General features: G+C 60.7%; 21 protein-coding genes and 1 pseudogene. 15 read left to right on the forward strand and 7 right to left on the reverse strand.

The window, feature by feature from the left end:
• Window positions 1–84: 84 nt before the first annotated feature.
• From J7E41_RS22070 to J7E41_RS22085, 4 genes are all read right to left on the reverse strand, one after another.
• Window positions 85–1,605, reverse strand: a complete 1,521-nt coding sequence (locus J7E41_RS22070; protein ID WP_214996217.1) for an MDR family MFS transporter — start codon at window positions 1,603–1,605, stop codon at window positions 85–87.
• A complete protein-coding gene (locus J7E41_RS22075) occupies window positions 1,595–2,752 on the reverse strand; it encodes an HlyD family secretion protein (RefSeq protein ID WP_214996218.1) in 1,158 nt (385 codons plus the stop codon). Before J7E41_RS22075 ends, J7E41_RS22070 begins: the two co-directional genes overlap by 11 nt.
• Window positions 2,749–4,188, reverse strand: a complete 1,440-nt coding sequence (locus J7E41_RS22080; RefSeq protein ID WP_214996219.1) for an efflux transporter outer membrane subunit — start codon at window positions 4,186–4,188, stop codon at window positions 2,749–2,751. Before J7E41_RS22080 ends, J7E41_RS22075 begins: the two co-directional genes overlap by 4 nt.
• Window positions 4,189–4,291: 103 nt before the next feature.
• Complete coding sequence (locus J7E41_RS22085; RefSeq protein WP_214996220.1) at window positions 4,292–5,065, reverse strand: AraC family transcriptional regulator; 774 nt, start codon at window positions 5,063–5,065, stop codon at window positions 4,292–4,294.
• A 483-nt stretch (window positions 5,066–5,548) separates the two neighbouring features.
• Here J7E41_RS22085 and J7E41_RS22090 point away from each other — a divergent pair, with 483 nt between their 5' ends.
• Window positions 5,549–7,372, forward strand: coding sequence for a glycoside hydrolase family 15 protein (locus tag J7E41_RS22090; protein WP_214996221.1), 1,824 nt, complete (start codon window positions 5,549–5,551; stop codon window positions 7,370–7,372).
• Between the two features lie 68 nt (window positions 7,373–7,440).
• Window positions 7,441–8,346 carry an alpha/beta fold hydrolase gene (locus tag J7E41_RS22095; RefSeq protein ID WP_214996223.1) on the forward strand — a complete coding sequence of 302 codons (906 nt, stop codon included), beginning with the start codon at window positions 7,441–7,443 and terminating at the stop codon, window positions 8,344–8,346.
• Here the strand turns inward: J7E41_RS22095 and J7E41_RS22100 are convergent.
• Window positions 8,329–9,300 (reverse strand): GlxA family transcriptional regulator, encoded by a 972-nt coding sequence (locus J7E41_RS22100; protein ID WP_214996225.1) that lies wholly within the window; start codon window positions 9,298–9,300, stop codon window positions 8,329–8,331. The genes J7E41_RS22095 and J7E41_RS22100 overlap by 18 nt on opposite strands.
• A gap of 89 nt (window positions 9,301–9,389) precedes the next feature.
• On the opposite strand from J7E41_RS22100, the gene inhA reads away from it, so the two are divergent.
• The 13 genes from inhA (at window position 9,390) to J7E41_RS22165 (ending at window position 25,802) form a co-directional block, all read left to right on the forward strand.
• A complete protein-coding gene (gene inhA, locus J7E41_RS22105) occupies window positions 9,390–10,070 on the forward strand; it encodes an isonitrile hydratase (RefSeq protein WP_214996227.1) in 681 nt (226 codons plus the stop codon).
• A 588-nt stretch (window positions 10,071–10,658) separates the two neighbouring features.
• Entirely contained in the window at window positions 10,659–12,098 is a 1,440-nt protein-coding gene (locus J7E41_RS22110) for an undecaprenyl-phosphate glucose phosphotransferase (RefSeq protein WP_214996229.1), read from the forward strand.
• Window positions 12,098–13,558, forward strand: a complete 1,461-nt coding sequence (locus tag J7E41_RS22115; protein WP_214996231.1) for a mannose-1-phosphate guanylyltransferase/mannose-6-phosphate isomerase — start codon at window positions 12,098–12,100, stop codon at window positions 13,556–13,558. Before J7E41_RS22110 ends, J7E41_RS22115 begins: the two co-directional genes overlap by 1 nt.
• Window positions 13,558–14,466 (forward strand): glycosyltransferase family 2 protein, encoded by a 909-nt coding sequence (locus J7E41_RS22120; RefSeq protein WP_214996233.1) that lies wholly within the window; start codon window positions 13,558–13,560, stop codon window positions 14,464–14,466. The genes J7E41_RS22115 and J7E41_RS22120 overlap by 1 nt, the downstream gene beginning before the upstream one ends.
• Window positions 14,467–14,472: 6 nt before the next feature.
• Window positions 14,473–15,267, forward strand: a complete 795-nt coding sequence (locus J7E41_RS22125; RefSeq protein ID WP_214996235.1) for a polysaccharide biosynthesis/export family protein — start codon at window positions 14,473–14,475, stop codon at window positions 15,265–15,267.
• 76 nt (window positions 15,268–15,343) lie between these two features.
• A complete protein-coding gene (locus J7E41_RS22130) occupies window positions 15,344–17,323 on the forward strand; it encodes a GumC family protein (protein WP_214996237.1) in 1,980 nt (659 codons plus the stop codon).
• Complete coding sequence (locus J7E41_RS22135; RefSeq protein WP_214996239.1) at window positions 17,323–18,504, forward strand: glycosyltransferase; 1,182 nt, start codon at window positions 17,323–17,325, stop codon at window positions 18,502–18,504. Before J7E41_RS22130 ends, J7E41_RS22135 begins: the two co-directional genes overlap by 1 nt.
• Entirely contained in the window at window positions 18,501–19,838 is a 1,338-nt protein-coding gene (locus J7E41_RS22140; protein WP_214996241.1) for a beta-galactosidase, read from the forward strand. Before J7E41_RS22135 ends, J7E41_RS22140 begins: the two co-directional genes overlap by 4 nt.
• 25 nt (window positions 19,839–19,863) lie before the next feature.
• A complete protein-coding gene (locus J7E41_RS22145) occupies window positions 19,864–21,078 on the forward strand; it encodes a glycosyltransferase family 4 protein (RefSeq protein WP_214996243.1) in 1,215 nt (404 codons plus the stop codon).
• Entirely contained in the window at window positions 21,069–22,172 is a 1,104-nt protein-coding gene (locus J7E41_RS22150; RefSeq protein WP_214996245.1) for a glycosyltransferase family 4 protein, read from the forward strand. Before J7E41_RS22145 ends, J7E41_RS22150 begins: the two co-directional genes overlap by 10 nt.
• Window positions 22,172–23,569: an O-antigen ligase family protein gene (locus J7E41_RS22155; protein ID WP_214996247.1), complete on the forward strand. Its 1,398-nt coding sequence runs from the start codon at window positions 22,172–22,174 to the stop codon at window positions 23,567–23,569. Before J7E41_RS22150 ends, J7E41_RS22155 begins: the two co-directional genes overlap by 1 nt.
• Window positions 23,566–24,387: an acyltransferase gene (locus J7E41_RS22160; protein WP_214996249.1), complete on the forward strand. Its 822-nt coding sequence runs from the start codon at window positions 23,566–23,568 to the stop codon at window positions 24,385–24,387. The genes J7E41_RS22155 and J7E41_RS22160 overlap by 4 nt, the downstream gene beginning before the upstream one ends.
• Window positions 24,387–25,802 carry an oligosaccharide flippase family protein gene (locus J7E41_RS22165; RefSeq protein ID WP_214996251.1) on the forward strand — a complete coding sequence of 472 codons (1,416 nt, stop codon included), beginning with the start codon at window positions 24,387–24,389 and terminating at the stop codon, window positions 25,800–25,802. The genes J7E41_RS22160 and J7E41_RS22165 overlap by 1 nt, the downstream gene beginning before the upstream one ends.
• Before the next feature lie 69 nt (window positions 25,803–25,871).
• Here the strand turns inward: J7E41_RS22165 and J7E41_RS22170 are convergent, their stop codons facing one another.
• Window positions 25,872–26,423 (reverse strand): DUF4174 domain-containing protein, encoded by a 552-nt coding sequence (locus tag J7E41_RS22170; RefSeq protein ID WP_214996253.1) that lies wholly within the window; start codon window positions 26,421–26,423, stop codon window positions 25,872–25,874.
• A 131-nt stretch (window positions 26,424–26,554) separates the two neighbouring features.
• Window positions 26,555–26,752 (reverse strand): annotated as a pseudogene (locus J7E41_RS22175) (amine oxidase); the annotation flags it as partial.
• Window positions 26,753–26,796 lie beyond the last annotated feature (44 nt).

Below are 26,796 nucleotides of genomic sequence, written 5' to 3' on the forward strand. Positions count from 1 at the left end.
GCTTCGCCGGTGATCGGCCGTTGCCTTGTCTGATCCGAGAAGCGTTTTACCACATATGGTTTCAGACCCCCTGACCCGCACCCCTCAAGTACGCCGCAACATCAGCGCCGCCACCGCACATGCGGCCAGCGCCACGCACGCCAGAAAAAACGCATCGCTGTAGGCCATCAAAAATGCCTGATGGCGAATCCCCTGATCCAACAGGTTCAGCACCATCTGATGATCCGGCAGTTGCTCATCCAGCATGCCGTTACCCGGAAAGCGTTGTTGCAGCGCAGGCTCAAACACCGTCACCGATTCGCCGATGCGCGCCGAATGTATACGCTCACGCACCACCACCAGTTGCGCCAGCAATGCCGTGCCCACGGCCCCGCCCAGGTTACGCAACATCGAAAACACCGCTGACGCCGAACCCGCTTCGGCCTTGGCCAATCCATGCACTGCCAGTACCGACAAGGCCACCATGATCAAGGGCTGGCCAATCCCCCGCACCACAATGGACGGGACAATGACGTTGCTCGCGCTGTCCGCCGACAGATGCGCCCCCATCCAGCAACCCAGGGCCATGATTGCAAAACCCGACGCGACCAGCAGTTTGGCGCTGAGCCACTTCATCAACCGGGGCAGAAATGGCGCCAGGACCAATTGCACCAAGCCATAGGCAATCAAACTGATGCCAATCTCCCGAGCGTTGTAGCCCTGCAACTGCGCCAGGTAATTGGGTACCAGAAACACCAGCCCATAGGTGCTGGCACCGAAGATAAACATCGCCACACTGGCCACACCAAAGTTGTAGTGCCCCAGCAGCCGCAGGTTGATAAATGCGTGCGCGCCCCACAATTGACGACCAATAAACCCCACCAGTCCAAGCACCGCCAACACCGTCATCCAGATAATAAAGCTTGAGCCAAACCAGTCTTTTCGACCGCCCTCCTCCAACACGATCTGCAACGCACCCAGGCCCAGCACCATGCAGGCGATGCCCAGCCAATCACCCTGGCGCAGCAGCCCCAGGTTCATCGGTTGGCGATCGATAGACCAGGCCACCGCCGCCAGCAGCGCAATACCAGGGAACAGTTGCAGGTAGAAAATCCAGCGCCATGAATAGGCGTCGGTCAACCAGCCACCCATGGATGGCCCGGCGGCCTGGGCCACGCTGTTGGCCAGGCTGAACAGCGCCATGCCGAGGGGAATCTTGCTCGCCGGCAGCTCGGTGATGATCAGTTGGAACGACAGTGGAATCAACACCGCCCCCGCCGCCCCCTGAATTACCCGGATGATGATCATGGTCGTCAGGTTCGGCGCCAATGAACAGGCCATCGACGCCACCAGAAACACCCCCGAGCCCACCAACATCACCCGACGCAGGGAGAACACCCGGACCAGCCATGCCGTGAGCGGAATCATGATGATTTCCGCCACCAGGTAAGCCGTGGAAATCCATGAACCTTCCTCGAACGTCGCGCCCAGGGCTCCTTCGATTTCCGGCAAGGCGGCGCTGGTGACGTGTACGTTCATGCCAGCCATGAAGCAGCCGAACAGACCACCGATCACCGCGACCCAGGCACGCAACGAGACCTTGGATGAGCGTGTATCAGCCTCCATGCGCATGCTCCTGCCTGGCGCCTGGACGCGTATCGACGGTAGCGATCACCGACATGCCCGGCAAGATCCGGGACCGCTCGCCCCCCTCCGGCATCAGGCGAATCTTCACCGGAAAACGCTGCACAACCTTGGTGAAGTTGCCCGTGGCGTTATCCGGCGGCAATAGCGCAAACACCGCACCGGAACCTGGGGCGATACTTTCCACCTGACCGTGCCAGTACTGGCCGCTGAAGCTGTCCACTTCGATCTCCACAGATTGCCCGGGCAGCATGCGCTGCAATTGGGTCTCCTTGTAGTTGGCGATCACATAAGCCTGATCCACCGGCACCACCGCCAATAACGGCAGGCCGGGCATGACGTATTGCTGGCGACGCACCTTGCGCTGCCCGACGATGCCGTCGAAGGGCGCGCGGATTTCCGTATCGCTCAAGGCATTGCGCGCCAGGGCCAGATTGGCCTGGGCTTCGCCGATCCTGGCGTGATGCTCGGTGATGTGTGCGTGCGCCTGCTGGCGGCTGGCTTGCAGCACCTGCAACTGGGCTTGTTGCCGGGCGACCTGAGCACGGGCCACGGCAACGGCCGCTTGCGCCTGGACCTGGCTTGCGCTGACCGTCTCCAGGCGCTGGGCGGTGGCGACGTGTTGCGCCACCAGTTCGCGATAACGCGCATAGTCCAACTGCGCCCGTCGAGCCTCGGCCTCGACACTGCCCAGGGCCGCCTGGACCTGGGTGATGCGTTGTTGCTGCTCACTCATCCGTGCGTCCAGGGTTTGCAAGGTGGCCTGCTGCGCATTCGCCGCCGCTTGCGCTTGCTGCAACTGCGCCTGGGCACTGTTCAGGCGCTCGGTGAAGTCACGCTGATCAATGCGCACCAGCAAGTCCCCCGCCTTGACTGGCTGATTGTCTTCCACCAGCACCTGGGCGACATAACCGGCAATCCGCGGGCTGATCGCGACCCAATCGGCGCGTACATAGGCATCGTCGGTTTCCTCCAGGAACCGCCCCAGGTTCCACCAATACCCGGCAAATACTCCCAACCCCAACAACGCAGCCAGGGACGCACTGATCAATAACGGGCGCCGGTAACGTTGGGTGAAAGTCTGGTTCAACACCGGATTGAGGGTGGAGGGTTCAACAGCCTGATTCATGGTTTTGCTCCAAGGTCGGCAATAGGTTGTTCCGCACGTTGCCAGCCACCGCCCAGCGCCTGGAAAACGTCGATCTGGCGGTTGATCAAACGCAAGTCGGACTGGGCCAGGCTGGCCTGAAGGCTGACGAAGTTACGCTCGCTGTCCAGCAGTTGCAGGGCGTCCAGCCCCCCGGCCCGATAACTGCGGCTGGCCAGTTGATGGGCTTGGCGACTGTTGTTAAGTGCTGCCTCCAGCGCCTGGCGACGCTGCTGCTCGCCCTGGTACAACGCCAGGGCCTGCTCGACTTGCTTCAAGGCGGTGAGCACCGTGCCGTCAAATTGCGCCAGGGCCTGGCGTGCCTGGGCCTGATGCTGTTTGACCCGCGCCTGGGCAACCTGGCGATTGGGGAAACGCCAGGACACCAGCGGGCCAACGGAATACACCACGGCATCGCCGCCGCCCAGTTTGCCCAGGCTACTGGCGGAGGACCCAAGCATCGCCCCGAAGGTGACACGGGGGTACAGCTCGGCGCGTGCTACGCCAATGGACAACGTGGCAGACTGCAACCTCTGTTCGGCACGGCGGATATCAGCCCGGCGTTGCAACAACGCCCAGCCATCGCCGACCGGCAACGGTGCCTGTAAGTGCGGGCCATGGGCACAACTTTGCGTGGCAACCTGCCCCGGTGGCAGGCCGCTGAGTACCGCCAGTTCGTACAAGGCGTTCTTCTGTTTCGCGGCGAACATCGGCAACGGCGCGCGGGTTTCCTCCAGCAAGCCCTTCAGGCGCACCTCATCCAGATCGGTTGCCGCGCCAGCCTTCTGCAATTTTCCGGTGATCTCGACACTGCGCTCCAGCAACCGCACCGAATGTGCCTGCACCTGACCTTGCAACCCATAAACACAGGCCTGGGCATAGGCACGGGCCGTCTGTGCGGCCACGGTTACCCGCAACTCGTCTTCAAGGGCACGCGCCGCTTCGGCGTCGGCCCGGGCTACAGCCATGCGGTAACGCACCTCGCCCCACAGGTCCAAGGTGTAATTCACAGCGAACGCTGGTGAATGGTTCCACTGGCCATCAGCAGACTGATGGGTCGCCTGGGCCAACGTCTGATCATCGTGACTGCGACCATAGTCCAAACCGTAACCCAGTGACGTGGACGGCTGATGCTCGCCGTCCACCTGCTCCAGCCGCGCCAGCAGCACATCGACATGGGCTGCCGCCGCCTCAAGGTCTTTGTTATTGCGCAGGGCTCGCTCCACCAAGGCATCGAGCTGCGGGTCGCGATAAAGCTGCCACCAGCGAGCGGGCAACGGTGCAGTCGACTCCTGGAATAGCCGCGATGCCGGTTGCGCCGCGATCAGCATCGACGGCTCGCCGGACGTGCCGCTGCAACCGGTCAGCACGAGCGTCATCAGCACGCAGGTCGGTAGGAAAAACACACGGATCGGCATCACAAGGCTCGCTCAAGAAGGAGCCTTGAAGATTAGGTCGCGGCCTTAGCGGATTCGCCCGCGTCAAGGCCATGTATCGTCGCCAAATGGACAATATGTTTGCTTAACGCAACGTCATGCCCTGCGGCGAGGCGCCTGGCCGAAAATGACTCGGCGGACAGCCCAGCGACCGGCGAAACATCGCACTGAACGCACTCGGGCTCTGATACCCATGCTCCAGGGCCACCTCCAGAATCGACGCCCCTTGGGCCAGCAGCTTCAAGCTCAAGGCCAGCCGCGCGCGTTTGCGCCATTCACCGAAGCTCATGCCCAGTTCACGCTGGAAGATTCGGCTCAGGGTCCGGGCGCTCATGTTCAGCGAGTCGGCCCAGGACTCCAGGCTGCTGTCATCGGAAGGGTTGCCAATAAAATGAGTGCACAGTTTGGCTAACCGCGCCTCACCGGGGACCGGCACATGCATCGCCACCACCGGTGCGACGAGCAGCTCCAGGCGGATCAATTCGATCATGGCGGGCAGACGCGGCCCGCTTTGGTCTGCAATCAAAGTGGCCGCGACAATCAACTCCCGCAGCAGCGCCGACACTTCGATCACCTGGCAATTCCTGCCCAGCCCCGGTTCGGCCTCGGGCATCAGGAACAGCGTGCGCATATGCACCTCACCCGCCATGCGGATCTCATGGGGTATTGCGGCGGGGACCCACAACGCATGGCCGGACGGTACCAGCCAACTGCCCTGGGCGGTGCCGACCACCATCACACCCGAGACCGCATGAATCAACTGCGCCTGGGCGTGGCAATGAAGGTGCACCCTGTCATCGTTATGGTAGTTGTCGGCATAGGCCTCAAGCCAAGGCCTGGGCCGGGAGGGGATCGTCATGGGAAGCTCTCACGTCACTCAGGCGTTGATTCTAGCGAAAAGCCCGGTGGCGAAAACGATAGATATAGACAGCCATCGTCGCATTTCAGACAACCGGTGAACTTCCAACGCGCACAGCCAGTCAGCTAACTGAACACGCTGATAAAGGTTGGGGAGACGATGCGCATCTCGCTGGAGCAGCAAATGGCCCTCAGTTCCTGGATCCCCTGAACTCTGTAGCCGCTGGCGTAGCCTGCGATCGGCTGCGCAGCAGTCGCCGGTCTTCTGAAACCGCCGAAGGTCCTTCGGCCCTTATCGCAGCCTCGTACCTCGGCAGCGGCGACAACCGCCAAATGCAGGACCTGACATGGCGCTTGCTTGGTGACGCGCAAGACGGTATCTACAGAGAGTAGTGACGCCTGCAGCTATGAAGTGGGCAGCACCCTGTTTTCGAGGGTGGCATGAGTCTTTATCCCCAAGGCTCTTACTAGGAGCTTCGTGACAATGGTTGATCTGAAGAGCGAACCACAAAGCGCCATCGATGCCCACGGCATCATCGGCGACATGCGCAGTGCAGCACTGATCAACGACCGGGGCAGCATCGATTTTTTTTGCTGGCCTGAGTTCGACAGCCCGTCGATCTTTTGCTCATTGCTGGACTCCCCCGCCGCTGGAATTTTCCAACTCACCCCCGACCTGCCCGACGCCCGCCGCGAGCAAATCTACCTGCCGGACACCAACGTCCTGCAAACCCGCTGGCTGGGTGATGAGGCCGTAGTGGAGATCACCGACCTGCTGACCATCAGCGACGAAGTCGACGATTTACCGCTGTTGATCCGCCGCGTGCGTGTGGTCAGTGGTAAAGCGACGATTCACCTGCGGTGCGCGGTGCGCCACGACTACGCACGTGCCCAGACCGGCGTCACCCTCAACAACGGCGATGCCTGTTTTGAAGCAACTGATCAACCCGGCCTGCGCCTGGCCAGCAGCCATGACCTGCAGCTCGACGGCGAAGCTGCGGTCACACGTTTTACTCTGGAACAGGGTCAGGGCGCCGAGTTTGTCCTCGGTGCCCTCGAAGATCCCCGGGTCAACAGCAACAATACCGACCTGTACCTGGAGCGCACGCTGAAGTTCTGGCGCGGCTGGATAGCCCAGTCCAACTACCGTGGACGCTGGCGGGAAATGGTCAATCGTTCGGCCCTGGCCTTGAAGCTGTTGACCTCGCGCAAACACGGCGCGATTCTCGCCGCCGCCACCTTCGGCCTGCCGGAAACCCCGGGCGGCGAGCGCAACTGGGACTACCGCTACACCTGGGTGCGCGACGCCTCATTTACCGTCTACGCCTTCATGCGCCTGGGCTTTGTCGAGGAAGCCAACAACTACATGCGCTGGTTGAAAGGGCGAGTCAGCGACTGCCATGGCCAGCCGATGAAACTCAATATCCTGTACGGCATCGACGGTCGCCAGGAATTGCCGGAAACCGAACTCACTCACCTCAGCGGACACGGCGGCGCGCAGCCGGTGCGTATCGGCAATGAAGCCTACAGCCAGGTGCAACTGGACATCTTCGGCGAGCTGATGGACGCGGTGTACCTGGTCAATAAGTACGGCGAAGCCATCTCCCATGAAGGCTGGAAGCACACGGTTGAAGTGGTGGATCAGGTGTGCGAAACCTGGAATCTACAAGACGTCGGCATCTGGGAGATGCGCGGTGAGCAGCATCACTTCCTGCATTCGCGACTGATGTGCTGGGTGGCCCTGGACCGTGCCATTCGCCTGGCCTCCAAACGCTCGCTGCCGGCGCCGTTCGCCCGCTGGGACGAAACACGCCAGGCCATTTACCAGGACATCTGGAGCAACTTCTGGAACGAAGAACGCGGGCATTTTGTGCAGTACATCGGCAGCACTGCCCTCGACGGTTCGATGCTGCTGATGCCCTTGGTCCGCTTCGTTGCCGCCACCGATCCACGCTGGTTGTCGACCCTCGAAGCAATCCAGAAAAGCCTGGTGCGCGACGGTATGGTCTACCGCTACCGCAACGACAGCCAGATCGATGGCCTGCAAGGCACCGAAGGCGCATTTGCGGCCTGTTCGTTTTGGTACGTCGAATGCCTGGCCCGGGCCGGGCAGGTGGAAAAGGCGCACCTGGAGTTTGAACAGTTGCTGCGCTATGCCAATCCTTTGGGGTTGTATGCCGAAGAGTTCGACAGCCAGGCGCGACATCTGGGCAATACGCCCCAAGCGCTGAGTCACCTGGCGTTGATCAGTGCGGCGACCTTTCTTGACCGTAAATTGAGTGGCGAAAAAACCGTCTGGCAACCCTGAGACCCGCCCCAACACTAAACATGTCCCTCGCTGAAGGCTTGGATGTACACAGTTTGATCGGAGCCCACATGACCACAACCGCCCCACTGCACTGCGTGCGCACCACGATGCTCGACATGGCCTATGAAGCCCACGGTCCGATCGACGGTGACGTGGTGATTCTGCTGCACGGCTTTCCCTACGATCCCCGAGGCTATGACGCGATTGCACCCGTGTTGGCCGCCCGTGGTTGTCGGGTGTTGGTGCCGTACCTGCGAGGCTATGGCCCGACGCGGTTTATCAACGCAGAGGTAATGCGCTCCGGCCAACAGGCGGCGCTGGCCAAAGACCTGCTGGACTTCATGGATGCCCTGACCATCCCTCAGGCGACACTGGCGGGTTATGACTGGGGTGGACGTGCGGCCTGTATCGTCGCCGCCTTGTGGCCCGAGCGGGTACGCGGCCTGGTGACCGGCGATGGCTACAACATTCAGGACATTGCCAAGTCCATCCAGCCACGAGCGCCCATCACTGAACATCGGTTGTGGTACCAATACTACTTTCACACCCAACGAGGCGTGGACGGTTTGACTGCCCACCGTCGCGAGCTGTGTGAACGGTTGTGGGCGCTGTGGTCGCCGTCCTGGGCGGAAGGACCGAGCCTGTACGGCAAGACGGCGCCTTCGTTTGATAATCCGGATTTTGTCGAGGTGGTGATTCACTCTTATCGCCATCGTTTCATGTACGCCCCTGGCGATCCGGCACTGGAGGCGATTGAGCAGGCACTGGTGCAGCCGCCGCCCATTTCGGTACCGAGCATTTCGTTGTGCGGTGCTGACGATGGCGTGGGACCGGCACCGGAGGAGGATGAAGACCTGGGATGCTTCACCGGGTTTTATCGGCGCCAGGTACTGGCAGGTGTTGGCCACAATATTCCCCAGGAAGCGCCGCAGGCGACGCTTGAGGCGGTATTTGAATTACTCGACAGACGCTGAAAACCGCTCGCGATAGGCCTGGGGCGTCACCGATAACGCCCTTAGAAAACTGCGACGCATGGTTTCTTCGCAGCCAAAGCCACAGTGCACGGCAACCCTTTTGATCGAGACGGCGCTGTCGGCCAGTTGCCGGCGCGCCGTTTCCACCCGTATCAACTCCACTGCCCGCGCCGGGGTCTGGCCGGTTTCAGCACGGTAGTGGCGCACAAAACTGCGCTCACTCATGCCCACCTGCGCGGCCAGGGTCGAGATATTCAGGTCCAGGTTCAAATGTTCGGCAATCCAGGCGTGCAACTCAGCGAAGCGGTTGCCGCCCTTTTGCAGGGACAACGTCACGCTGAATTGCGATTGCCCTCCAGGGCGCTTGAGAAACACCACCAGGTGCCGCGCCACTTCCAGCGCCGTGGCCCGCCCCAGGTCCTGTTCCACCAGGGCCAGGCACAAATCGATGCCGGCGGTGACCCCGGCCGACGTCCATAGCGAGCCCTGCTGGATAAAGATCGGATTGGCCTCAACCGTAAGCTTGGGGTATTTGTGCGCCAACTCCTCACAGCGAGTCCAGTGGGTCACCACGCGGCAACCGTCCAACAGGCCACTGGCGGCCAGCAGGAAAGCACCGGTGCAGACCGAGGTCATCCGTCGCGAATGTGCGGCCTTGCGCCGAACCCAATCCACCAGCGCTGGATCGTCGGCCGCACCGTACACACCCCAGCCACCGGCAATGACCAGGGTGTCACACGGTGCATCAGCCGCAGGCAACGGTTCGGCCACCAGCGCCAGGCCAGCGGAGGTCATCACCGGCTCCACCTGCGCGGCGATCACATTGATCGCATAAGGCACTGGCAACCCTTGCTGGCGCACCAGGTCATTGGCCGAGGCAAACACTTGCAGCGGCCCGGTGACGTCGAGCACTTGCACATTGGGGAAGGCGAGCACATGGATGATTTTCGGCATGATTGGCGTGATTCGTGGGATGAATGGCGTATTCGCCAAAGGTTAGGCCACTACAGTTGACTCGTCTATCCCCATCCCCGGAGTTTCACATGACCTTGCAGATCGGCTTTTTGTTGTTCCCCGGCATCCAGCAACTGGACCTGACCGGGCCCTACGATGTGCTGGCGTCCTTGCCGGACGTGAAGGTCCATCTGATCTGGAAAGACCTGCTGCCGGTCACCTCCAGCACCGGCCTGGTGTTCACTCCGACCATGACCTTTGATGAATGCCCGCTGCTGGATGTGATTTGCGTACCCGGTGGCTCGGGGGTCGGAGCCTTGATGGAGGATCCGCAGACCCTGGACTTCCTCAATACACAGTCCCATACCGCGCGTTACGTAACCTCGGTGTGTACCGGCTCGCTGGTACTCGGCGCGGCGGGCCTGCTGAAGGGGCGCCGGGCGACGACCCATTGGGCCTACCACGACATGCTGTCCGCCTTGGGTGCTATCCCGGTGCAGGAGCGCGTGGTCCGCGATGGCAATCTGTTTACTGGGGGCGGGATCACAGCCGGGATTGATTTTGCCCTGACCCTGGCGGCAGAGCTGCACAGCGAGGCGGCGGCACAACTGGTGCAACTGCAGTTGGAATATGCCCCTGCACCGCCGTTCAACGCCGGCCGGCCAGACACCGCACCGGCCTATGTACTGGAGGAGGCCAACAAACGCACGGTTGAGTCGCGCAAGACACGCGGGGCGATCGTAGCGCGGGCGGCAGCGCGGTTGGGTTGAGGCTGACGGGATCGTTCCTCTTGGGGAGCGATCTCTCATGTCGACTGTGAGGATCCTGCAAAAACAACAAAGGTGCTGCAGTCGATCGTGCTCAAATCATCAACAGGAAAAAGCCCGTGAATTAATCAGGCTTTGCGAAAAAAAACAAAAAATTAACTGGATACGCCCCCGAATCGCCCCCAGCACCCTATCGAAGGCTAGAACGTCTCTCGTCCTACATCCCTGTCAAAAAAAAGGATTTCCTGGCCGATAGGAAAATCCTCCTATTTGTTCCTACACTCCAAAAAGCCATCACTTATTCTCGATAAATCTGAGCACAGCCCCAAATAAGTCAACAAACTGTCGCTCAGAGAGTAGCCTATGTCGTAAGGAGGCAAATACCGCAAATTCAGTCAAGTATTTGACAGATCATCCGGCGATTGCCACTATTTGGCCATTACTCGCATATTCCCTGCAGTCCTTAGACAGGCAATTGCGTTTTACCCAGCGAAGCCGCTGTCCGACTTGCACCCTTTATAAAGCGATCCCTGCTTTATAGGGATGAACAGCCGAATAGAGACGTCCTGGTGGTGCAACGAGGGATGATTCATGAGTGAGAAGTCGTCGGTCGATAGTCTGTTTCTGACTCGTACCGGCTTTATCGAGTTTTTTGTGGTGTTCGTCAAATTGCTCCATGGTGCAACAGCGGTGTTGCCTGCGGTGGTCTTGTTGTTCTACCCGCAGCCTATGGAAGCAGAACTGCGTAACCACTTCCTCGGCCTGCTGCTGTTTTTCGCGACGCTGACCATTATTCTGTTCCAGGCCCTGGGGGTGTACTCCGAGGGTCTGTTCAGCAATCGCCTGCGCTTTCGGGTCATGTTGGTAGCCTGGACGTCGGCGTTCTGCATCCTGCTGTTCATGTATCAGATATTGCTGCTGTTCCCGCAGTTGAGCCCGCGCAACCTGATGTTCTGGTTCACCACCAGCCTGGGACTGTTCGGCGTTGAGCGCATCCTGATGCTGCGCCTGTATCGCAACCTGATGAAGAATGGCAAATACCTGCAACGCACGGTGATTCTCGGCTTCACCGACACTGCCGTGCACGTTGCCGAGCACCTTTCGCGCAACAGTGATATCCGCTCCGGCCTGATCGGCTTTATCGACGACCGTACCGAGCGTATCCCCAAGGAGCTGAGCAACCTGCCCCTGCTGGGCAACACTCGCGACCTGGAAAAACTGATCCGTTCCGAGCAGGTCAACCAGGTGATGATCACCCTGCCCTGGGCCGCCGAGCAGCGTATCAACGGGCTGGTCAAGCGCCTGCGGCAGATGTCCGTCAACGTCATGCTGGTACCGGACATGGCCGCCCTGCGCTATGGCCATAACCGCATCACCGATGTCGGCGGCATTCTGATGTTCAATACCTCGCAATTGCCCCTGCGCGGCTGGTCGCCGTTTATCAAGCGCTGCGAAGACCTGCTGCTGGCCAGCCTCTGTCTGGTGGTGTTGTCTCCGCTGATGCTGGTGACGGCCATCACCATCAAACTCGACTCCAAGGGCCCGGTGTTGTTTCGCCAGAACCGTTTTGGCTACAACGACAATGTGATCCGGGTGTTCAAGTTCCGCTCGATGTACACCGATCAGACCGACCATAACGCCGACCGCCAGACCACCCGCGAAGACCCACGTATCACCCGGGTAGGTCGGATCATTCGCAAGACCAGCATCGACGAGCTGCCGCAGCTGTTCAACGTGCTGCTGGGCAACATGTCGATGGTCGGCCCACGCCCTCATGCCACCGCCACCAAAGCTGCCGGTGTTCCTTTTGAGGAGGCTGTCAGCGAGTACAGCTCAAGGCACCGAGTCAAGCCGGGCATCACCGGATGGGCCCAGATCAACGGCTATCGCGGTGAAACCGACACGCTCTACAAAATTCAAAAACGCGTCGAGTACGACTTGGAGTACATCTCCAAATGGTCGGTATGGTTCGATTTGTACATCGTGTTCATGACGGTCCCTGCCGTTCTTTCCACCAAGGAAGTCTATTAATGAATACCCTCAACGGATTAATCCCCTGCATCATTTCCGGTGGTTCGGGTACTCGTTTGTGGCCAGTATCCCGGCAGAACATGCCCAAGCCGTTCATGCGCATGCGCGACGACCAGAGCCTGTTGCAGAAGACCTTCCTGCGGGCCAGCCAGTTGCCTGGCGTGGAAAGCGTGTTGACGGTGACCAACCGTGACCTGCTGTTTCGCACCCTGGACGACTATCGCGCAGTCAACAAGACGCAACTGGGCCTGGACCTGTTGTTGGAACCTTTCGGCCGCAACACCGCCGCCGCCATTGCCGTGGCCGCGTTGCATGTGCAGGAGCATTTCGGCGCCGATGCCCAATTGCTGGTAATGCCCGCCGATCATTTGATCCTTGATGAAAGCGCCTTTGCCGAGGCCGTGGCCCAGGCTCGCGACCTGGCCGAGGCTGGCTACCTGGTAACCTTCGGCATCCAGCCGGACCGTCCGGAAACCGGTTTTGGCTACATCGAACAAGGTGACGCCCTGAGCCAGGGCTTCCGGGTCAAGCGCTTCGTCGAGAAACCGGACCTGGCCACCGCCCAGACGTACCTGGAGGGCGGCAAGCACTTGTGGAACGCCGGGATGTTTTGCTTCAAGGCCGCCACGCTGCTGGAAGAACTGGCCACCCATGCTCCCGCCGTACTGGACGCGGCCAAGGCGGCGCTTGACCACAGCCAGACCCTGACAAACAACCACTCCCGCCAGCGCGAACTGAATGCCGAAGGTTTCAGCACCGCGCCGGATATTTCCATCGACGTGGCCCTGATGGAAAAATCCGCCCAGGTTGCCGTGGTGCCCTGCGATATCGGCTGGAGCGACATTGGTTCCTGGGAAGCCCTGCGCCAACTCACCCCCGGCGACGAACACGGCAATCAGGTCAACGGCGAAGCCATCCTGCATGACGTACACAACTGCTACATCGACTCGCCCAAGCGCGTTCTCGGTGCGGTGGGCGTGCGCGACCTGATCATCGTCGATACCCCGGACGCGATCCTGATTGCCGATGCCAATCGCAGCCAGGATGTGCGCTACATCGTGGCCGAACTCAAACGCCAGAACCATCCGGCGTTCAGCCTGCACCGCACCGTCACCCGGCCGTGGGGCACCTACACGGTGCTGGAAGAAAGCACCCGGTTCAAGATCAAGCGCATCGTGGTCAAGCCCAAGGGTTCACTGTCCCTGCAAATGCATCACCACCGCAGCGAGCACTGGGTAGTCGTCAGCGGCGCGGCCATGATCACCAATGGCGACCGTGAAATCCTGCTCAACATGAACGAGTCCACCTATATTCCAGCCGGGCACAAACATCGCCTGACCAACCCCGGCATCATCGACCTGGTGATGATCGAGGTGCAGAGCGGCGAATACCTGGGAGAAGACGATATTGTGCGGTTTGACGATATCTACGGTCGGGCGCCTCAGGACGTAAACCCCTGATGCGCATCTCGTTGATCATCCCCACCCGCAATGCGTCCAGCCATCTGGATCGACTGTTGCCCGCACTGCGGATGCAAACCTTGCAGCCGGACGAAATGCTGGTGGTCGACAGCGCCTCAAGCGATAACACCGTGGCGCGTTTTCGCGAGTTTGGCGCCCGGGTCGAGGTGATCGACGCCAAGGACTTCAATCACGGCGGTACTCGTCGTTGGGCCAGCGAACACGTCGGCGGCGAAGCATTGATCGTCATGACTCAGGACGCGATCCCCGCCCATGCGCACACCTTCGCCAACCTGATCGATGAATTACAGCTCGACCCGCTCAACGGCGTCGCCTATGGACGCCAACTGCCCCACCCCGGCGCCGGCCTACTGGGCGCGCAATCGCGGCACTTCAACTACCCGGCCCAGAGCCGCAGCAAAAGCCTGGCCGATGTCCCGGAGCTTGGGATCAAGACCTGTTTCAGCTCCGACTCCTTTTCCGTGTACCGACGCAGCACCCTGGAAGCAGTGGGTGGTTTTCCAGCCGACGTGATCGGCAGCGAAGACGCCTACGTTGCCGCGCGCATGCTGCTCGACGGCTACAAGGTGCGCTACGCCGCCGCCGAGGTTTATCACTCCCACGATTACGCTCTTATGGATGAGTTTCACCGTTACTTCGATATCGGGGTGTTCTACGGCCGTGAGCCGTGGATTCGCCAGGCATTTGGTGACGCTGGCGGTGAAGGTAAACGCTATGTACTGGCCGAACTTCGCGCGCTGCGCGAAGCCGGAGCCTTGCATCGCACACCGGAAGTCGTGGTGCGCAGTGCCTTTAAATTGCTGGGCTATCGCCTCGGCCACCTTGAACGCTACCTGCCCAAATCGCTCAAGCAGCGCCTGGGTATGTTCTCTACCTACTGGACTTGAGCCGTCATGAAGATTATCAACCGACGTTCCCGTCTTACCCTGCTCGGCCTCCTGAGTACCTCAATCTGGCTGGCTGGCTGTTCGACCCCTGCGCGGGTGCCGCTTCCTGACAACGATACGCTCAAGGCCGGCCATCAAGCCGCGCTGACCCTGGCCGATCTGCCGCCGGCGCAGGTGCTGATCCAGAGCGGTGATTCCCTGCGCATCGTGCGTGACGCCCAGGAGCCGGCTACTGCCGATGAGATGACGCTCTTTGTGGTGCGCCCTGACGGTGTGATCTCGATGCCCAACATCGGTCGGGTCAAGGCTGCATTACGCACGCCAGAGGACCTGGGCAAGGAGATCAGCGACAAGTTCAAACGCATCTACCGCGAGCCGGCGGTGACGGTAAACATCGCCAGCGCCCCGAGCAATCGCGTGTTTATCGGCGGCGCGGTGCCTAACCCGGCGTTCTTCAACCTGGCGGGCCAGGTCAGCGTGGAGCAGGCGCTATTCAGTTCCGGCGGTGTGCTGCCGTCGGCGGACAGTTCCAACATTGCGCTGCTACGTACCGGGCCTGACGGCAAGTACAGGCTTTACTACATCGACGTGACCAGCATGTTGAAAGACCCGACGCATCCGTTGGTAACCTTGCAACGAGGGGATTTGATCTATGTGCCGCAGTCGACCATCGGTGCCACGGTGGAAGCGGTGGATATGTACTTCACCAAGCTGTTTCCGGTTAACAAAGGGGTTGGGCTGGGCTTGAATTATCAGCTCAATAACACGTCCGGCAATACCACCTACAACCTCAGCCCATGATCATGGCGCAGGTTTGGTATCACTCGAACCTGCTGACTCCATCCGGCATACAACACTTATTCAACGGAGTGATCCTGTGATCGAAATCCGCTCTCTACGCGACTTGCTGCGGTTGTTCTTCATTTTCCGCCGCGAATTCAAGCTGGCAGTGATCACCACCATCGTGGTCGCCGTGCTGGGTGCCTTCCTGTTGCCGGCTCGTTATGAGTCCGATGCACGCTTGCTGGTCAAGCCGGGGCGGGATAACACCACGGTGCCCATCGAAGCCGGCAACCGTCAGACGCTGATTGCTCCGAGCACCCAGCACGACCCCATCGTTGACGAGGAGAAAATGCTCACCGGTCGGCCTATCGTGCACATCGTTGCCGAGCGCTACCTGGCCATGACCTCCGAGCCGCCGCAAGGGTTCTGGAAAACCACCAAGTTCTACGTCAAGAAGGCCGTCGGCACCGTAATCGATGGCATACGCAGCGTGCTGCAGTTTATCGGCCTGGCCGAGAAGCAAAGCCCGCTGGAGCGCTTGGCAACCGGGCTGGAAAAAAACTTTAAGGCCAGCCATGAACCCGGTTCCTCGGTGATCGAAATATCCTTCACCTGGGACGACCCGGCAGTCGCGCAAAAAGTCGTGCAGACCTGGGTCGATGCCTACCTCGAAGAGCGGGCACGAATCCTCGGGCGCAAGAGCCTGCATACCTTCTATGAAACCGAAGGGGCCAAGGTCGCCGCAACCATCCTGGGTCTCAAGGAAGAACTGCAAGGCCGCTTGAAGCAGATCGATTCGATCAGTGTCCAGGCGCGCCTGGAAAACCTCACCAGCCAGATCGACCGCATCACCGACGCTAAAGTCGGCGCGCAAAACCAGCTCTCGGGGATTCGCAGCTTCCTGGTCAACGCCGCCCAGCAGATCAAAAACCAGCCTTCCGAAGTGGTGACGATGCGGGAAACCAGCCTCAACCCCACCCAACTGGACCTCAAACGCCAGCTCAACACCTTGCAAGTAGAACGTGCGCGCCTGCTGCGTACTTACCTGCCGGGTACGCCACAAGTCAGCCAGGTTGAACAGAACATCCGCGACCTGGAAGCCTTGAGCGCCCAGGAGGCCACCCGCCTGGAGCGCTCGCAAAACAGCGCGCCCAACAGCCTGGTAATCAACGTCAAACAGCAAGTGATCGATGCCCAATTGCAGGAGCGCAAGCTGGCCGGGCAAATCGAAGACTACGACAAGACCCTCAATGCCCTGCGCACCGAGCGTGACCGGGTGATGACTGAGGAGCCAGAGCTCAATCGCCTGACCCAACAACTGCACACCGCCGAGAAAAGCTATGCGCTGTACTCGGAAAACCTTGAACAAGCGCGCATCGACCACGAACTGGACAGCAGCCAGATCAGCAACATTGCCTTGATCGAACACGCCACCCTGAACCCGGCGCGAGTGTTCCCCAAAAGCTTGCTGATTCTGCTGTTCACCATCCCGGCCGGCTTCGCCGTGGGCCTGCTGACCATCTACGTGCTGTACCTGCTGGACCAACGCATCCACGACGGCGCGCGGCTGCAAGAGGTCTTCCATGTACCGCTATGGAGCAGCATCCCCGACGTGCACGACGCAACACCTGCCGCGCTGACCGCGAGTATTTATCGTCTGTATAGCCTGCTGCCCACCGACCGCATAGCCAGCGAGGGCTTTGCCCTGGGACTGACCTCGGCGCGCCATGGCGAAGGCGTGACATTCATCATCGAGCAGTTGAAAGACCTGCTGGTAGAACGTGGTCATCAGGTCACGGTCAACGGCACACAAGCGGCGCAACCGGGTGAAGTATTGCTGCTGGACGCCTCTGCCCTGTCGTCCAACCCGCAGGCGTTCCTGACCTTGCGCCGCGCCAACCAGATTGTGCTGGTGATCGAGGCCCGCACCAGCACCGTGCCAACCATTGAGAATGCCCTGTCGCTGCTGACCACCGCGTTCGGCAAGGTCGACGGGATCATTCTCAACCGTCGCCGCTTTGAAGTGCCGGCCAACGTCCTGGCACGGATCAACAGCTGGCGTGGAGCAGCCTGATGCGGATTGCGCTGCTGGCACCGCTGCCACCCGAACAAACCGGCATTGCCGACTACGCCGCGCACTTGTGCAACGCGCTGGTCGAGCTGGGCATTGAGGTGCTCACACCGCTCAAGGGCTGTCACGACCCGGCTGAGCTGCAGCGCCGGCTGCGCGTGTTTGACTGGAGCAGCGTGGACCTGGTCCATGCTGAGCTGGGCGGTGGACGCTTCGCAGAATTCCAGGCGCTGGATTACTTGCGCCAGACTCACCCGCAGCTGCCGCTGACTGCCACCGTGCATGACCCGGAGCGATTGATCTGGCGCCGGGCCCAATTATTCTTCCCGCTGACCTTGCTCGAACGCCTGCCCCATCCGATGCCTCAGGCGGCAGCGTTACTGGCCGACCCGTTGACCCTGCATGAAGAACGGCGAGTGGCCAAGCACATGCGTCGCCTGATCACCCTCACCCGCCTGGGCGGCGACTGCTTGCGCCAGCGCATGGGGTTACGTGCGGACCAGTCGGCGGTCATTGCCCACGGCAACCTGGTCATTGCGCCGGTGGCACTGCCGCCGATGGAACCCTTGCGTCTGCTGTATTTCGGCTTTATCTATCGTGGCAAAGGCATCGAGGACTTGCTTGAAGCCCTGGCGCGCGCCCTGTCGGCCAACCCTCAATGCCGTGGCCAGGTACGCCTGACCCTGGCCGGAGGCACGGCGCCGGAAATGACGTTCGACCCAGCCGGTAATTACCTGGAAGGCTTGCGCCAGCAGATCGACGCGTTGCACCTCGGTGACGTGGTGGATTGGCAACTGGACCTGCCCTCGGCCGACATCGCACGCACGATCCAGGATCACCATGTGATGGTGCTTCCCTACCGCGAGTCGAAAAAACTCGGCTTTTTGGGGCAGATGCGCGGCACCAGCGGCGCCCTGTCCTGGGCCAATGCTTGCGGGCGTGGCGTGATCACCTCAAATGCACGGGCCTTTGCCGAAGAAGTGGCCGCTGGTAATGGCGTCACTTATCAGCAAGGTGATATCGACTCGTTGAGTGATGCCCTGAGCCGTTTGATGCTGGACCCGCAACAGGTTCGCCAGTGGGCCGACCAGGCCGCTGAAATCGGTCGGCAACGTCAATGGCCTAACACGGCCCAGCGTTTTGCCGAATTGTTCCAGGCTGCATGTAAGGAGCTATCCCGATGAACACTTCCATTCGCCCTTGGGCGCGTTTCCTGCCACTGACGCTGGTCCTGGCCGTCGGCAGCACCCTGTTGCTGAGTGAAACAGTCGACGCCGAACCGGTGAACCTTGCACCTCAGCGTACCGTGGTTTGGAAGGATTTCCTGGGGGTAAACGCGCACTTCCTGTGGTTCAAGCCAGAGCAATACCGCAAGCAAATCAGCCGGTACCAGAAGCTGGGGCTGAACTGGGTGCGGGTCGACCTGCATTGGGATCGCCTGGAGCCTCAGAAGCAGGACTATCAACTGAGCACCCTCGACGAACTCGACAACACCCTCACCGAGGAGAACATCCGCTCGGTGTTCTACCTGGTGGGCTCAGCGCCGTTTATCACCACTGCGCCCAAGGGTGCGCCGTTTCAGGACCAATACCCGCCCCGGGACGTCAGCGTGTATGCCCTGCGCCTGGCGATGCTCGCCAAGCGCTATCCGCATATCGACGCCTGGCAGGTCTGGAACGAACAAAACCTGCCCAATAACTGGCGCCCCGAAGTGAACGCCAAGGAATACGGGCATCTGTTACTGGCCAGCCACCAGGCGCTGAATCTCGCCGCGCCGGGCAAGACCCAGGTGATGGGTGGCATGGGGTACTACAGTCAGATGCCGCCCCGTGGCAAAACCCTGATGTTCGAAGCGTTGGGCGCGCTGGGGGTACAAAGCCTAGGCATGGTCGCGGCCTATCACCCTTACACGATGACCCCGGAAACCGATGAGCCCGGCAAGAACGAAGTGCTACTGCGGGGCAACCAGCTCAATACATTGCTGCACAACGCCGGGATCAAGGACGTATGGGCCACCGAATGGGGATGGTCCAGCTATGCCGGGCCCAAGGAAATGCAGCGCCTGATCGGTGTCGACGGCCAAGCCGACTACACCTTGCGCCGCCTGGCGCTGATGGCGTCCCAGGACTACCAGAAGATCTTCCTGTTCGCCCTTTCGGACCTGGATGGACGGGCCTCGGCGCGGGACCAGCATTACGGCCTGCTGGACCTCAACGGTGAGCCAAAGCCCGTCTATACCGCCCTTGCGCGCTTCCTGGAAATCACCGGCGCACGTCTCAAGCCCGGCGCCACGCCGACACTCAAAGACGCTCCGAAAAACCTGTACAGCGTCGCGTGGACCCGCGACGACGGTAAACACCTGTTGATGTACTGGAGCGCCGACGGCACAAATATCACCCTGCCCGAGGTACACAGCGCCGAACTGATTGACCCGCTGACCGGCGTCCGGCAAACCCTTGACGATGGCAACGGTATCCGCCCACCGGTCAAACCGACGTTGCAGATATTGGTGTGGTAACGCACTCAGGTATGGAGAGCAGCACGTGAGAATCCTGTGGATTGTTCCCTATTTGCCATGGCCAATGACCAGCGGCGGCAAGACCCGGCAATACCATTTGCTGCGCACGCTGAGCGAGCGCGGGCATCGCATTACCCTGCTGGCGCAGTCGAAAACCGAGGCTGATGCGGCCGTGCACGAGGCTCTTGAGCCGCTGCTGGAGCGCCTGATCGTCGTGCCCCGTCGCCCGCTGAAACACCCCTTGACCCTGCTCGGCGGTCTGTTCGCGCCCTGGCCTTTGTTGACCACGGTCAATGGCCTTTCGGCGCCGTTGCGCCAGCGTTTTGATGAACTGCTGAGTGAGTCCTGGGACGTCATTCAGGTTGAGCACAGCTACAGCCTGCAGCCGTACCTCAAGGCGTTGCAACAGCAATCCCGAAGCTTCGTGCTCACCGAGCACAACCTGGAATCCAGCCTGGGCGGCGCTACCTATGACCGCTTCCCGGCCTGGGCCAGCCTGTTTGTGCGTTACGATCAATGGCGCTGCGAACAATGGGAGCGCAAGGCGTTTGATGCCGCCAGCCATGTCATTGCCGTGACGCAAACCGATGCCCAAGCCATGCGCCAAGTCACTTCGACGCCGATCAGCGTAGTGGTCAACGGTGTCGACAGCCGTGGTTTTGCCGATGTGACCGCCGACCCTCAGAGCCTGCGCCTGTTGTTTGTCGGCAACTATGAATACGCGCCCAACCTCGACGCCGTACAGTGGCTGCTGGACGATATTTTTCCCCGTGTGTGGCTGCAATGCCCCACCGCCCGTCTGGCCGTCGCCGGCTACGGTTTGCCTGAAGAATGGCGCGCACGTTGGCCCGATGAGCGTATCGACTGGCTGGGATTTGTCCCTGACTTGACGGCGCTGCAACGCCGTTGCGCAGGGTTTGTCGCGGCGCTGCGCCATGGCGGCGGGTCCAAACTCAAAGTGCTGGAAGCCATGGCCGCCGGGTTGCCTTTGGTCAGCACGGCCCAGGGTGCATCGGGACTGGCCATCCGTGCCAACCATCACTACTTGGCCGGCGAAAGCACTGAGACCTTGGCCGATGCCATCGTTCGCTTGCTGGATCAACCGGTTCTGGCCCAGCAGTTGGCTGATGCCGCACGCGACTACGCGCGCAACTTTCACGACTGGGCGGTGGCCAGTAACGAACTGGAGCAGATCTACCACGCCTTACCTACCCATCAGGAGCGTCCAGCATGCGCGTAGCTGTGGATTACCGACCCGCCACCGTCGCGCCTTCGTCGGGGATTGCCCGTCAGGTCAAGGCTCTGGAGCAAGCGCTGCGTGAGCGTGATAACACCGAAGTGGTGCTGTTCAGCGAAGCACCGTTGGCTCACCCCCAACGTGAGACGGCGCTGTGCCCGCCCTGGCCCAGCCCTTTGGACGGTTTGCAACGGCCTCAGGTGCGACTGCGCTTCGAACGCAAATTCCTGCCGCAAGCGCTCCGTGAGCAGCGTATCGACCTGTACATCGCCACCGCTAACATGGGTTTGCCCCTGGGTCATAAACCCGCGGGCACCCGTTATGTGCTGGTGCTGCATGACCTGTTTCAACTGACGCAGCGCAACTTCCATCGCTCGAAACTCAAGGCCCTGGCCTATCGCCTGATCGATGGCGTATCAATCGCCTGGTCAGTGTGGCGAGCCGATCGGGTGTGGTGCCCGTCGCAGTTTTCCTGCAACGAAGCGACGCGGCTATTTCCCTGGGCCCGCGCCAAGTTCCGCGTGCTGTACAACCTGGTCCCAGCGTTCAGCGAAACACCTGAGCCGCTGCCCGACGGTTTGCCAACACGCTATTGGCTGGTGGTGGGTACACGGGAGCCGCGCAAGAACATGGCGCTTTTCCTCACACAATGGCAAGCCAGCCGCGCCAGGGACCCGAGCGTACCGGACCTGGTACTGGTGGGCCACGCCAGCGACGTGCCTGACACACTGGGCGGGTTGGCTGGCCTGCATTGGCGCAGCGGCTTGTCCGATGGTCAACTGCAGGCGCTCTACCGGCACGCCGCCTGCCTGTGGCAGCCTTCGTATGCCGAGGGCTTCGGCCTGCCAGTGGTGGAAGCGCTAAGTGTCGGCACGCCGGTGGCGGTCGCCAGGGGATCGGCCCTGGACGAAGTCGCACCGCCCGACGCTGCGCGTTTTGATCCACACAATGGTGCACAATTACAGGCCCTCATGTTGTCGTTGGCCAACCCTGTGGGCACCCTCGACCCCGAATCGCAACGCGCATGGGCCAGGCAGTTTGCCGAACCGGCTTATCGCCTGAATCTGGACACTTTGCTCAAGGAATTGACCCCCTGATGCTGCCAGGAAAACTCATCAGTCTGATCCTGGGCCTGATCTTCGGCGCATTGCTGCTGGCACTGCCGCCAATAAAGGTCTTGATGGTCGTGGTTGGCCTCGGCGTGGCATTGACGCTGATCCGCAAGCCACTGTGGGGCTTGCTGATTTTTGCGGTATTTGCCACCAGCATTCCCTACACCACCCTGGAGCTGGGGGTCCGTACCACCATCAGCGAGGCGGTGCTGGGGCTGACCTGGGTCGGTGTGTTCTGGCAATCGTTCATCGGTAAGACCCGCGGTTTTCTGCTGTGGCGCCCCACCGAACGCGCCCTGGCGTGGTTGATGCTGTTCAGCACGATTCCGTTTATCTGGGGCATGATCATCATCCACGCCGAGGGCAGCGGGCCAGTCAACTGGGTGCGCTGGCTGATGAACCTGTCACTGCTGTTTATCGTGCCGCTGCTGCTGCGCACCGATGCCGACCGCGACAAGGTGGTGGTCGCCCTGCTGCTGGGCAACCTGGCGATGCTGCTGCTGTCGATCTTTATGTTCCTCAAGACGCGCAATGCGATGTCGATGATCCAGATTCTCACTGACCTCAAGTACGCCCACCCAGAGGCGGTGAAAGACATCTTCTCGGCTAACTACCAGCGTATGGCATCGCCCTGGGTTCACCCGAACTTGACGGGGGGTGTACTGGTGCTGTTTATCCCGTTGGCGCTGTTCTATGGCTGGACCCGCGCCGGCTGGCGTCGGGCGCTGGGACTTACGGTAGCCGTGCTGGGCTGCGCCGGACTGCTGCTGAGTATTTCCCGTGGGGCGATTGTCGCGCTGGTGCTGATTCTGTTCTGGCTCACCTACAAACGCGTCCCTCACAGTGGGCGAATCATCGGTATAGGTGTGGCCTTTGTGGTGGCGCTTGTATTGTTTTACCCGCCGCTGCAAGAGCGTTTGCTGACCACGTTCTCAACCACCAACGCCAGTACCGAGATCCGCTTTGACGAATACGCCAAATTCCCTGAAGTGATGGCACGCTACCCCTTGGGCATCGGCTTCAAGGTAGACCCGCCGGTACCGGGAACGGGCCTGCTGGGTATTTCCAATCTGTGGTTGAACTTCATTTACAAGATCGGTATTCCGGGTTTGCTGCTGTTTGTCACCGTCACTGTATTGTGGTGGCGCGAAGTGCGGCCACACGGCCCTGTGCGCAAGGTCACCGCAGAAAATGCACTGTGGCTGGGTTGCGTATGCGGCGTGATGGCAGCACTGCTGACCGGGATATTCGACCACTATTTCAGTTTCACCTTTGTACTGATCGCACTGTTTTGGCTGTTGATGGGCATCAGCCTGCAACAAGTTCGCCTGCGCCCTACCCTAACCGCCGACGGTCCAGCGCCCAAGGATAACCAACCATGAAGCACCGGATTCTGCACTCCACTGATCTGCCCGACAGGCTGCCCGGCTTGGCCAACGAAATGGGTGTAAGCCTGGAAGACTTGCAACAGGCCCTGGCCTGGAGCCTGACCAACGAAGTGATTTTCGAAGAGGGCGCAGGCGAGGGAAAACGCTTCTGGATAAGCTCCATCGACATCGAAAAGCGCATCGAGCAACCCGTTGCACGCCAGCTGTACCATCGTTTGAAACAGGACATTCCATCGGACCTGGTGCCGATGTACGGCAAAAACTGGATCACCCTCAAGGATCGCTGGCGCAACGCCTGGGATATGGCTTACAACATCTTGATCAACAAGATCCCCAGCCATCACGTGCGCCTGGCCTGGTTACGTCTTGGCGGCGCAAAAATCGGTAAAGGCTCAAGCCTGTGGCGCAACACCGAAGTGCTGGGCATGCATAACCTGATCATCGGCGAGGACTCAGTAGTCGGCTGGCACTGCGTGGTGGATGCCCGCGCCGGCCTGGTGATCGGCGACCACGTGGCGATTGCTTCCCACGTACTGATCATCGCCGGCAGCCATGACTTGCAGGCACCGGAGTTCTGGTCGATTTCCGGGCCGATTTACATTGAGGATTATGTGTGGATTGGCACCCGTGCGCTGATTGGCTTCGGCACACGGCTGGGGCGCGGCTCAGTGGTCACGGCCAATACGGTGATCGGCAAAAACGTCGCCCCTTACAAAATTGTTGGCGGCAGTGGTGCCAAGACCATGGGCGAGCGTACTCACGACCTGACTTATAAGGTGGGTGGCAAGGGCCTGTTCACCCTGTTTCATTAATGTTTGGCAGCACGCTGTGGCTGACCGTGGCGACACTCGCCGGACTGGTGGCCGGCTTTGCTCGTGAATGGCTGCTGGTGGCGGCGTGGGGCGCGGGCAGTCGCAGCGACGGGTTTCTGGTCGCCGTATTTCTGCCCGAAGCGCTGCGCATGACCCTTGCCGCAGGCCTGCTCGCGGCGGCGGCCCTACCCCTTTATCAACAACGCGACCCACAACGCCAACACGCGTGGTTGGCCAGCCTGTCGCCGCGCTTGCTGGGCGTGGGCCTGGCGCTCTATGCGCTGCTGGTACTGGGCGCGCCGCTGTGGGTGCGGCTGATCGGTCCGGGCCTGGATGCCGCCACCCACGCCCAGGCCACTGAAAACCTGCGCTGGCTCGCCGCATGCGCGCCGGGGCTGGTGATGCACGGCTTGTTCAGTATTCCGTTGCAGGCTCGCCAGCGCTTTGTGCTGCCGGGCCTGGGTTCGCTGTTGTTCAACCTGCCGCCAGTGCTGTACCTGTTTATCCGTGGGACCTCCAGCGACAGCGCCGAACTGGCGATGAGCTTCTTTGCCGGCAGCGTACTGATGTGCCTGCCGTTGCTGGTGCCGGCCTGGTCCTTCGGCTGGCGTCCCTGGCAGGTCAAGGGCGATGCCTCGGCCGGGCGCGAATTGCTCGCACGCATCGGCCCGTTATTGGCCAGTAACGTCGCCAGCCAGGGCCTGGCATTGCTCGAACGGCTAATCGCCAGTTACTTGGGAGAAGGTGCGGTCACCTGGGTCAATTTGGCACGCAAACTGATCAACTTGCCGTTGATTGCGCTGATGAGCCTCAACCAAGTCCTGCTGGGCTTGATGAGTGGCGAGCAAGGTCATCAACGCCTGGCCCTGCTGCGCCGAGGCCTGGACGCCGCCACTCTGCTGAGCCTGCCTGCGGCTCTCGGCCTGATCGGCGCCAGCCCGGTGTTGATTCATCTGCTGATGCCGGCGCAAAGTGCCGACGGCCCCCTGCCCGCACTGCTCAGCTGGTTTGCCACACCGTTGGTATTCGGCGCCTGGAACGCCATGCTCGCGCGCTACGCCTACGCCAGCGGTGACACACGACTGCCCCTGCGGTGCGAACTGCTGGGCAGCGTGATCAACGCCGCGCTGTTGGTGCTGTTGCCGTTCTTTTTTGGCCTGCCGGGTATCGCCCTCGCAGCGTTGGGCGGCGTCATCGTCACCAACCTGCTGCTGATGCAACGCCAACAGTTGCTTGGGCAACTGGGCTGGCCATTGCAATGGGGGCTGAGCGTGGTATTGCTGGGCTTCGCAGCACTGGTACTGCACCCGCTGCACAATGATGGCTGGCAGCTGGGCTTGAGCAGCTTGGCTGGCGCGCTGGTGTTGGGGGGATTGGCGTGGTGGCTCAAGCCGTGGAAACAGCAGGGTCTGTAAACCCAGTGGTTACCGCTGGTGCTGCAAGGGCACTTCTACAGGAGCCGGCAAGCCGGCTCCTGTACGGGTTCAATCATCCAGTTGTTGAGGAGCAGACTGCTTGGTTGCCTTGCCCGCTTTGGCCGCGCCCTTGCTGGGGGCAGGCTCTGGCACGACAGGTGCTGCTGCTTCTTTTTCGGCCGTCGGCATCGTGTCGACAGCACCAAAGAATTCCGCCAGATCAAGCGTATCCGGCGGTACGGTCTTCTCGATTTTCTTCTCGCCGTCCTTGCCCACCAGAATAACTTTGGTACCCGCGCTGGCCCCCAGTTTGAGCGAGCGGATCAGTGCGTTGGTGTCCTGGGCGCCCAAGTCCTTGCCATCACGCTGGCCCACAGTGCCGATACTGGTGTAGTTCACGGTGTAGAGCACCATGTTGCGCTCGGCGAATTTTTGCTTGTTGTCAGCCTTTTCAAGGTCTTCCTTGAGTTTGACCTGTGTCGGATCGATGGAACTGGGCGCAATGACAATCAGCGGGCGAAATTTACCTTGATCCTGTTCCAGCGGACCTCGGTTGTCGGCGGCCAACAGCGGCCCCGTAAAAACCACCAAGGTAGCCAGGGTCAGCGACCGGATGAACATGCGCACCTCCTTTGAATTCCATGCAAGGTTTTTGAGTTTCATGTCTGCGACAGTCAAATTCAAGGATGATTCCTACGAGGCTTTCAGAAAGCGTAGGCCAGGATGCCCGCGACGCAAGGGGCTGAGGCACGTCAGGGCTCATTGTTTCTTTTGATTGCACAGGCCCAGGCGGCCAGTTTTGCGCAGGCATCCATGGCGATCTGCTCGTCCGTTTTATTATCGAAGTGCCGCTCCACGGCGTCACCGGCAATCAGTCCTCCAATCAATGGCGTGCCCAAGGCGTCAGTCAGGTCCAACCACTCCCCCCAATTGGGCGGGTCGTCGCACCAATGAGTAACATGCCAGGCAACAGGCAGCGAAATTTCCATGATCA

The organism is Pseudomonas fluorescens, assembly GCF_018614655.1.
GTDB lineage: Bacteria > Pseudomonadota > Gammaproteobacteria > Pseudomonadales > Pseudomonadaceae > Aquipseudomonas > Aquipseudomonas fluorescens_BX.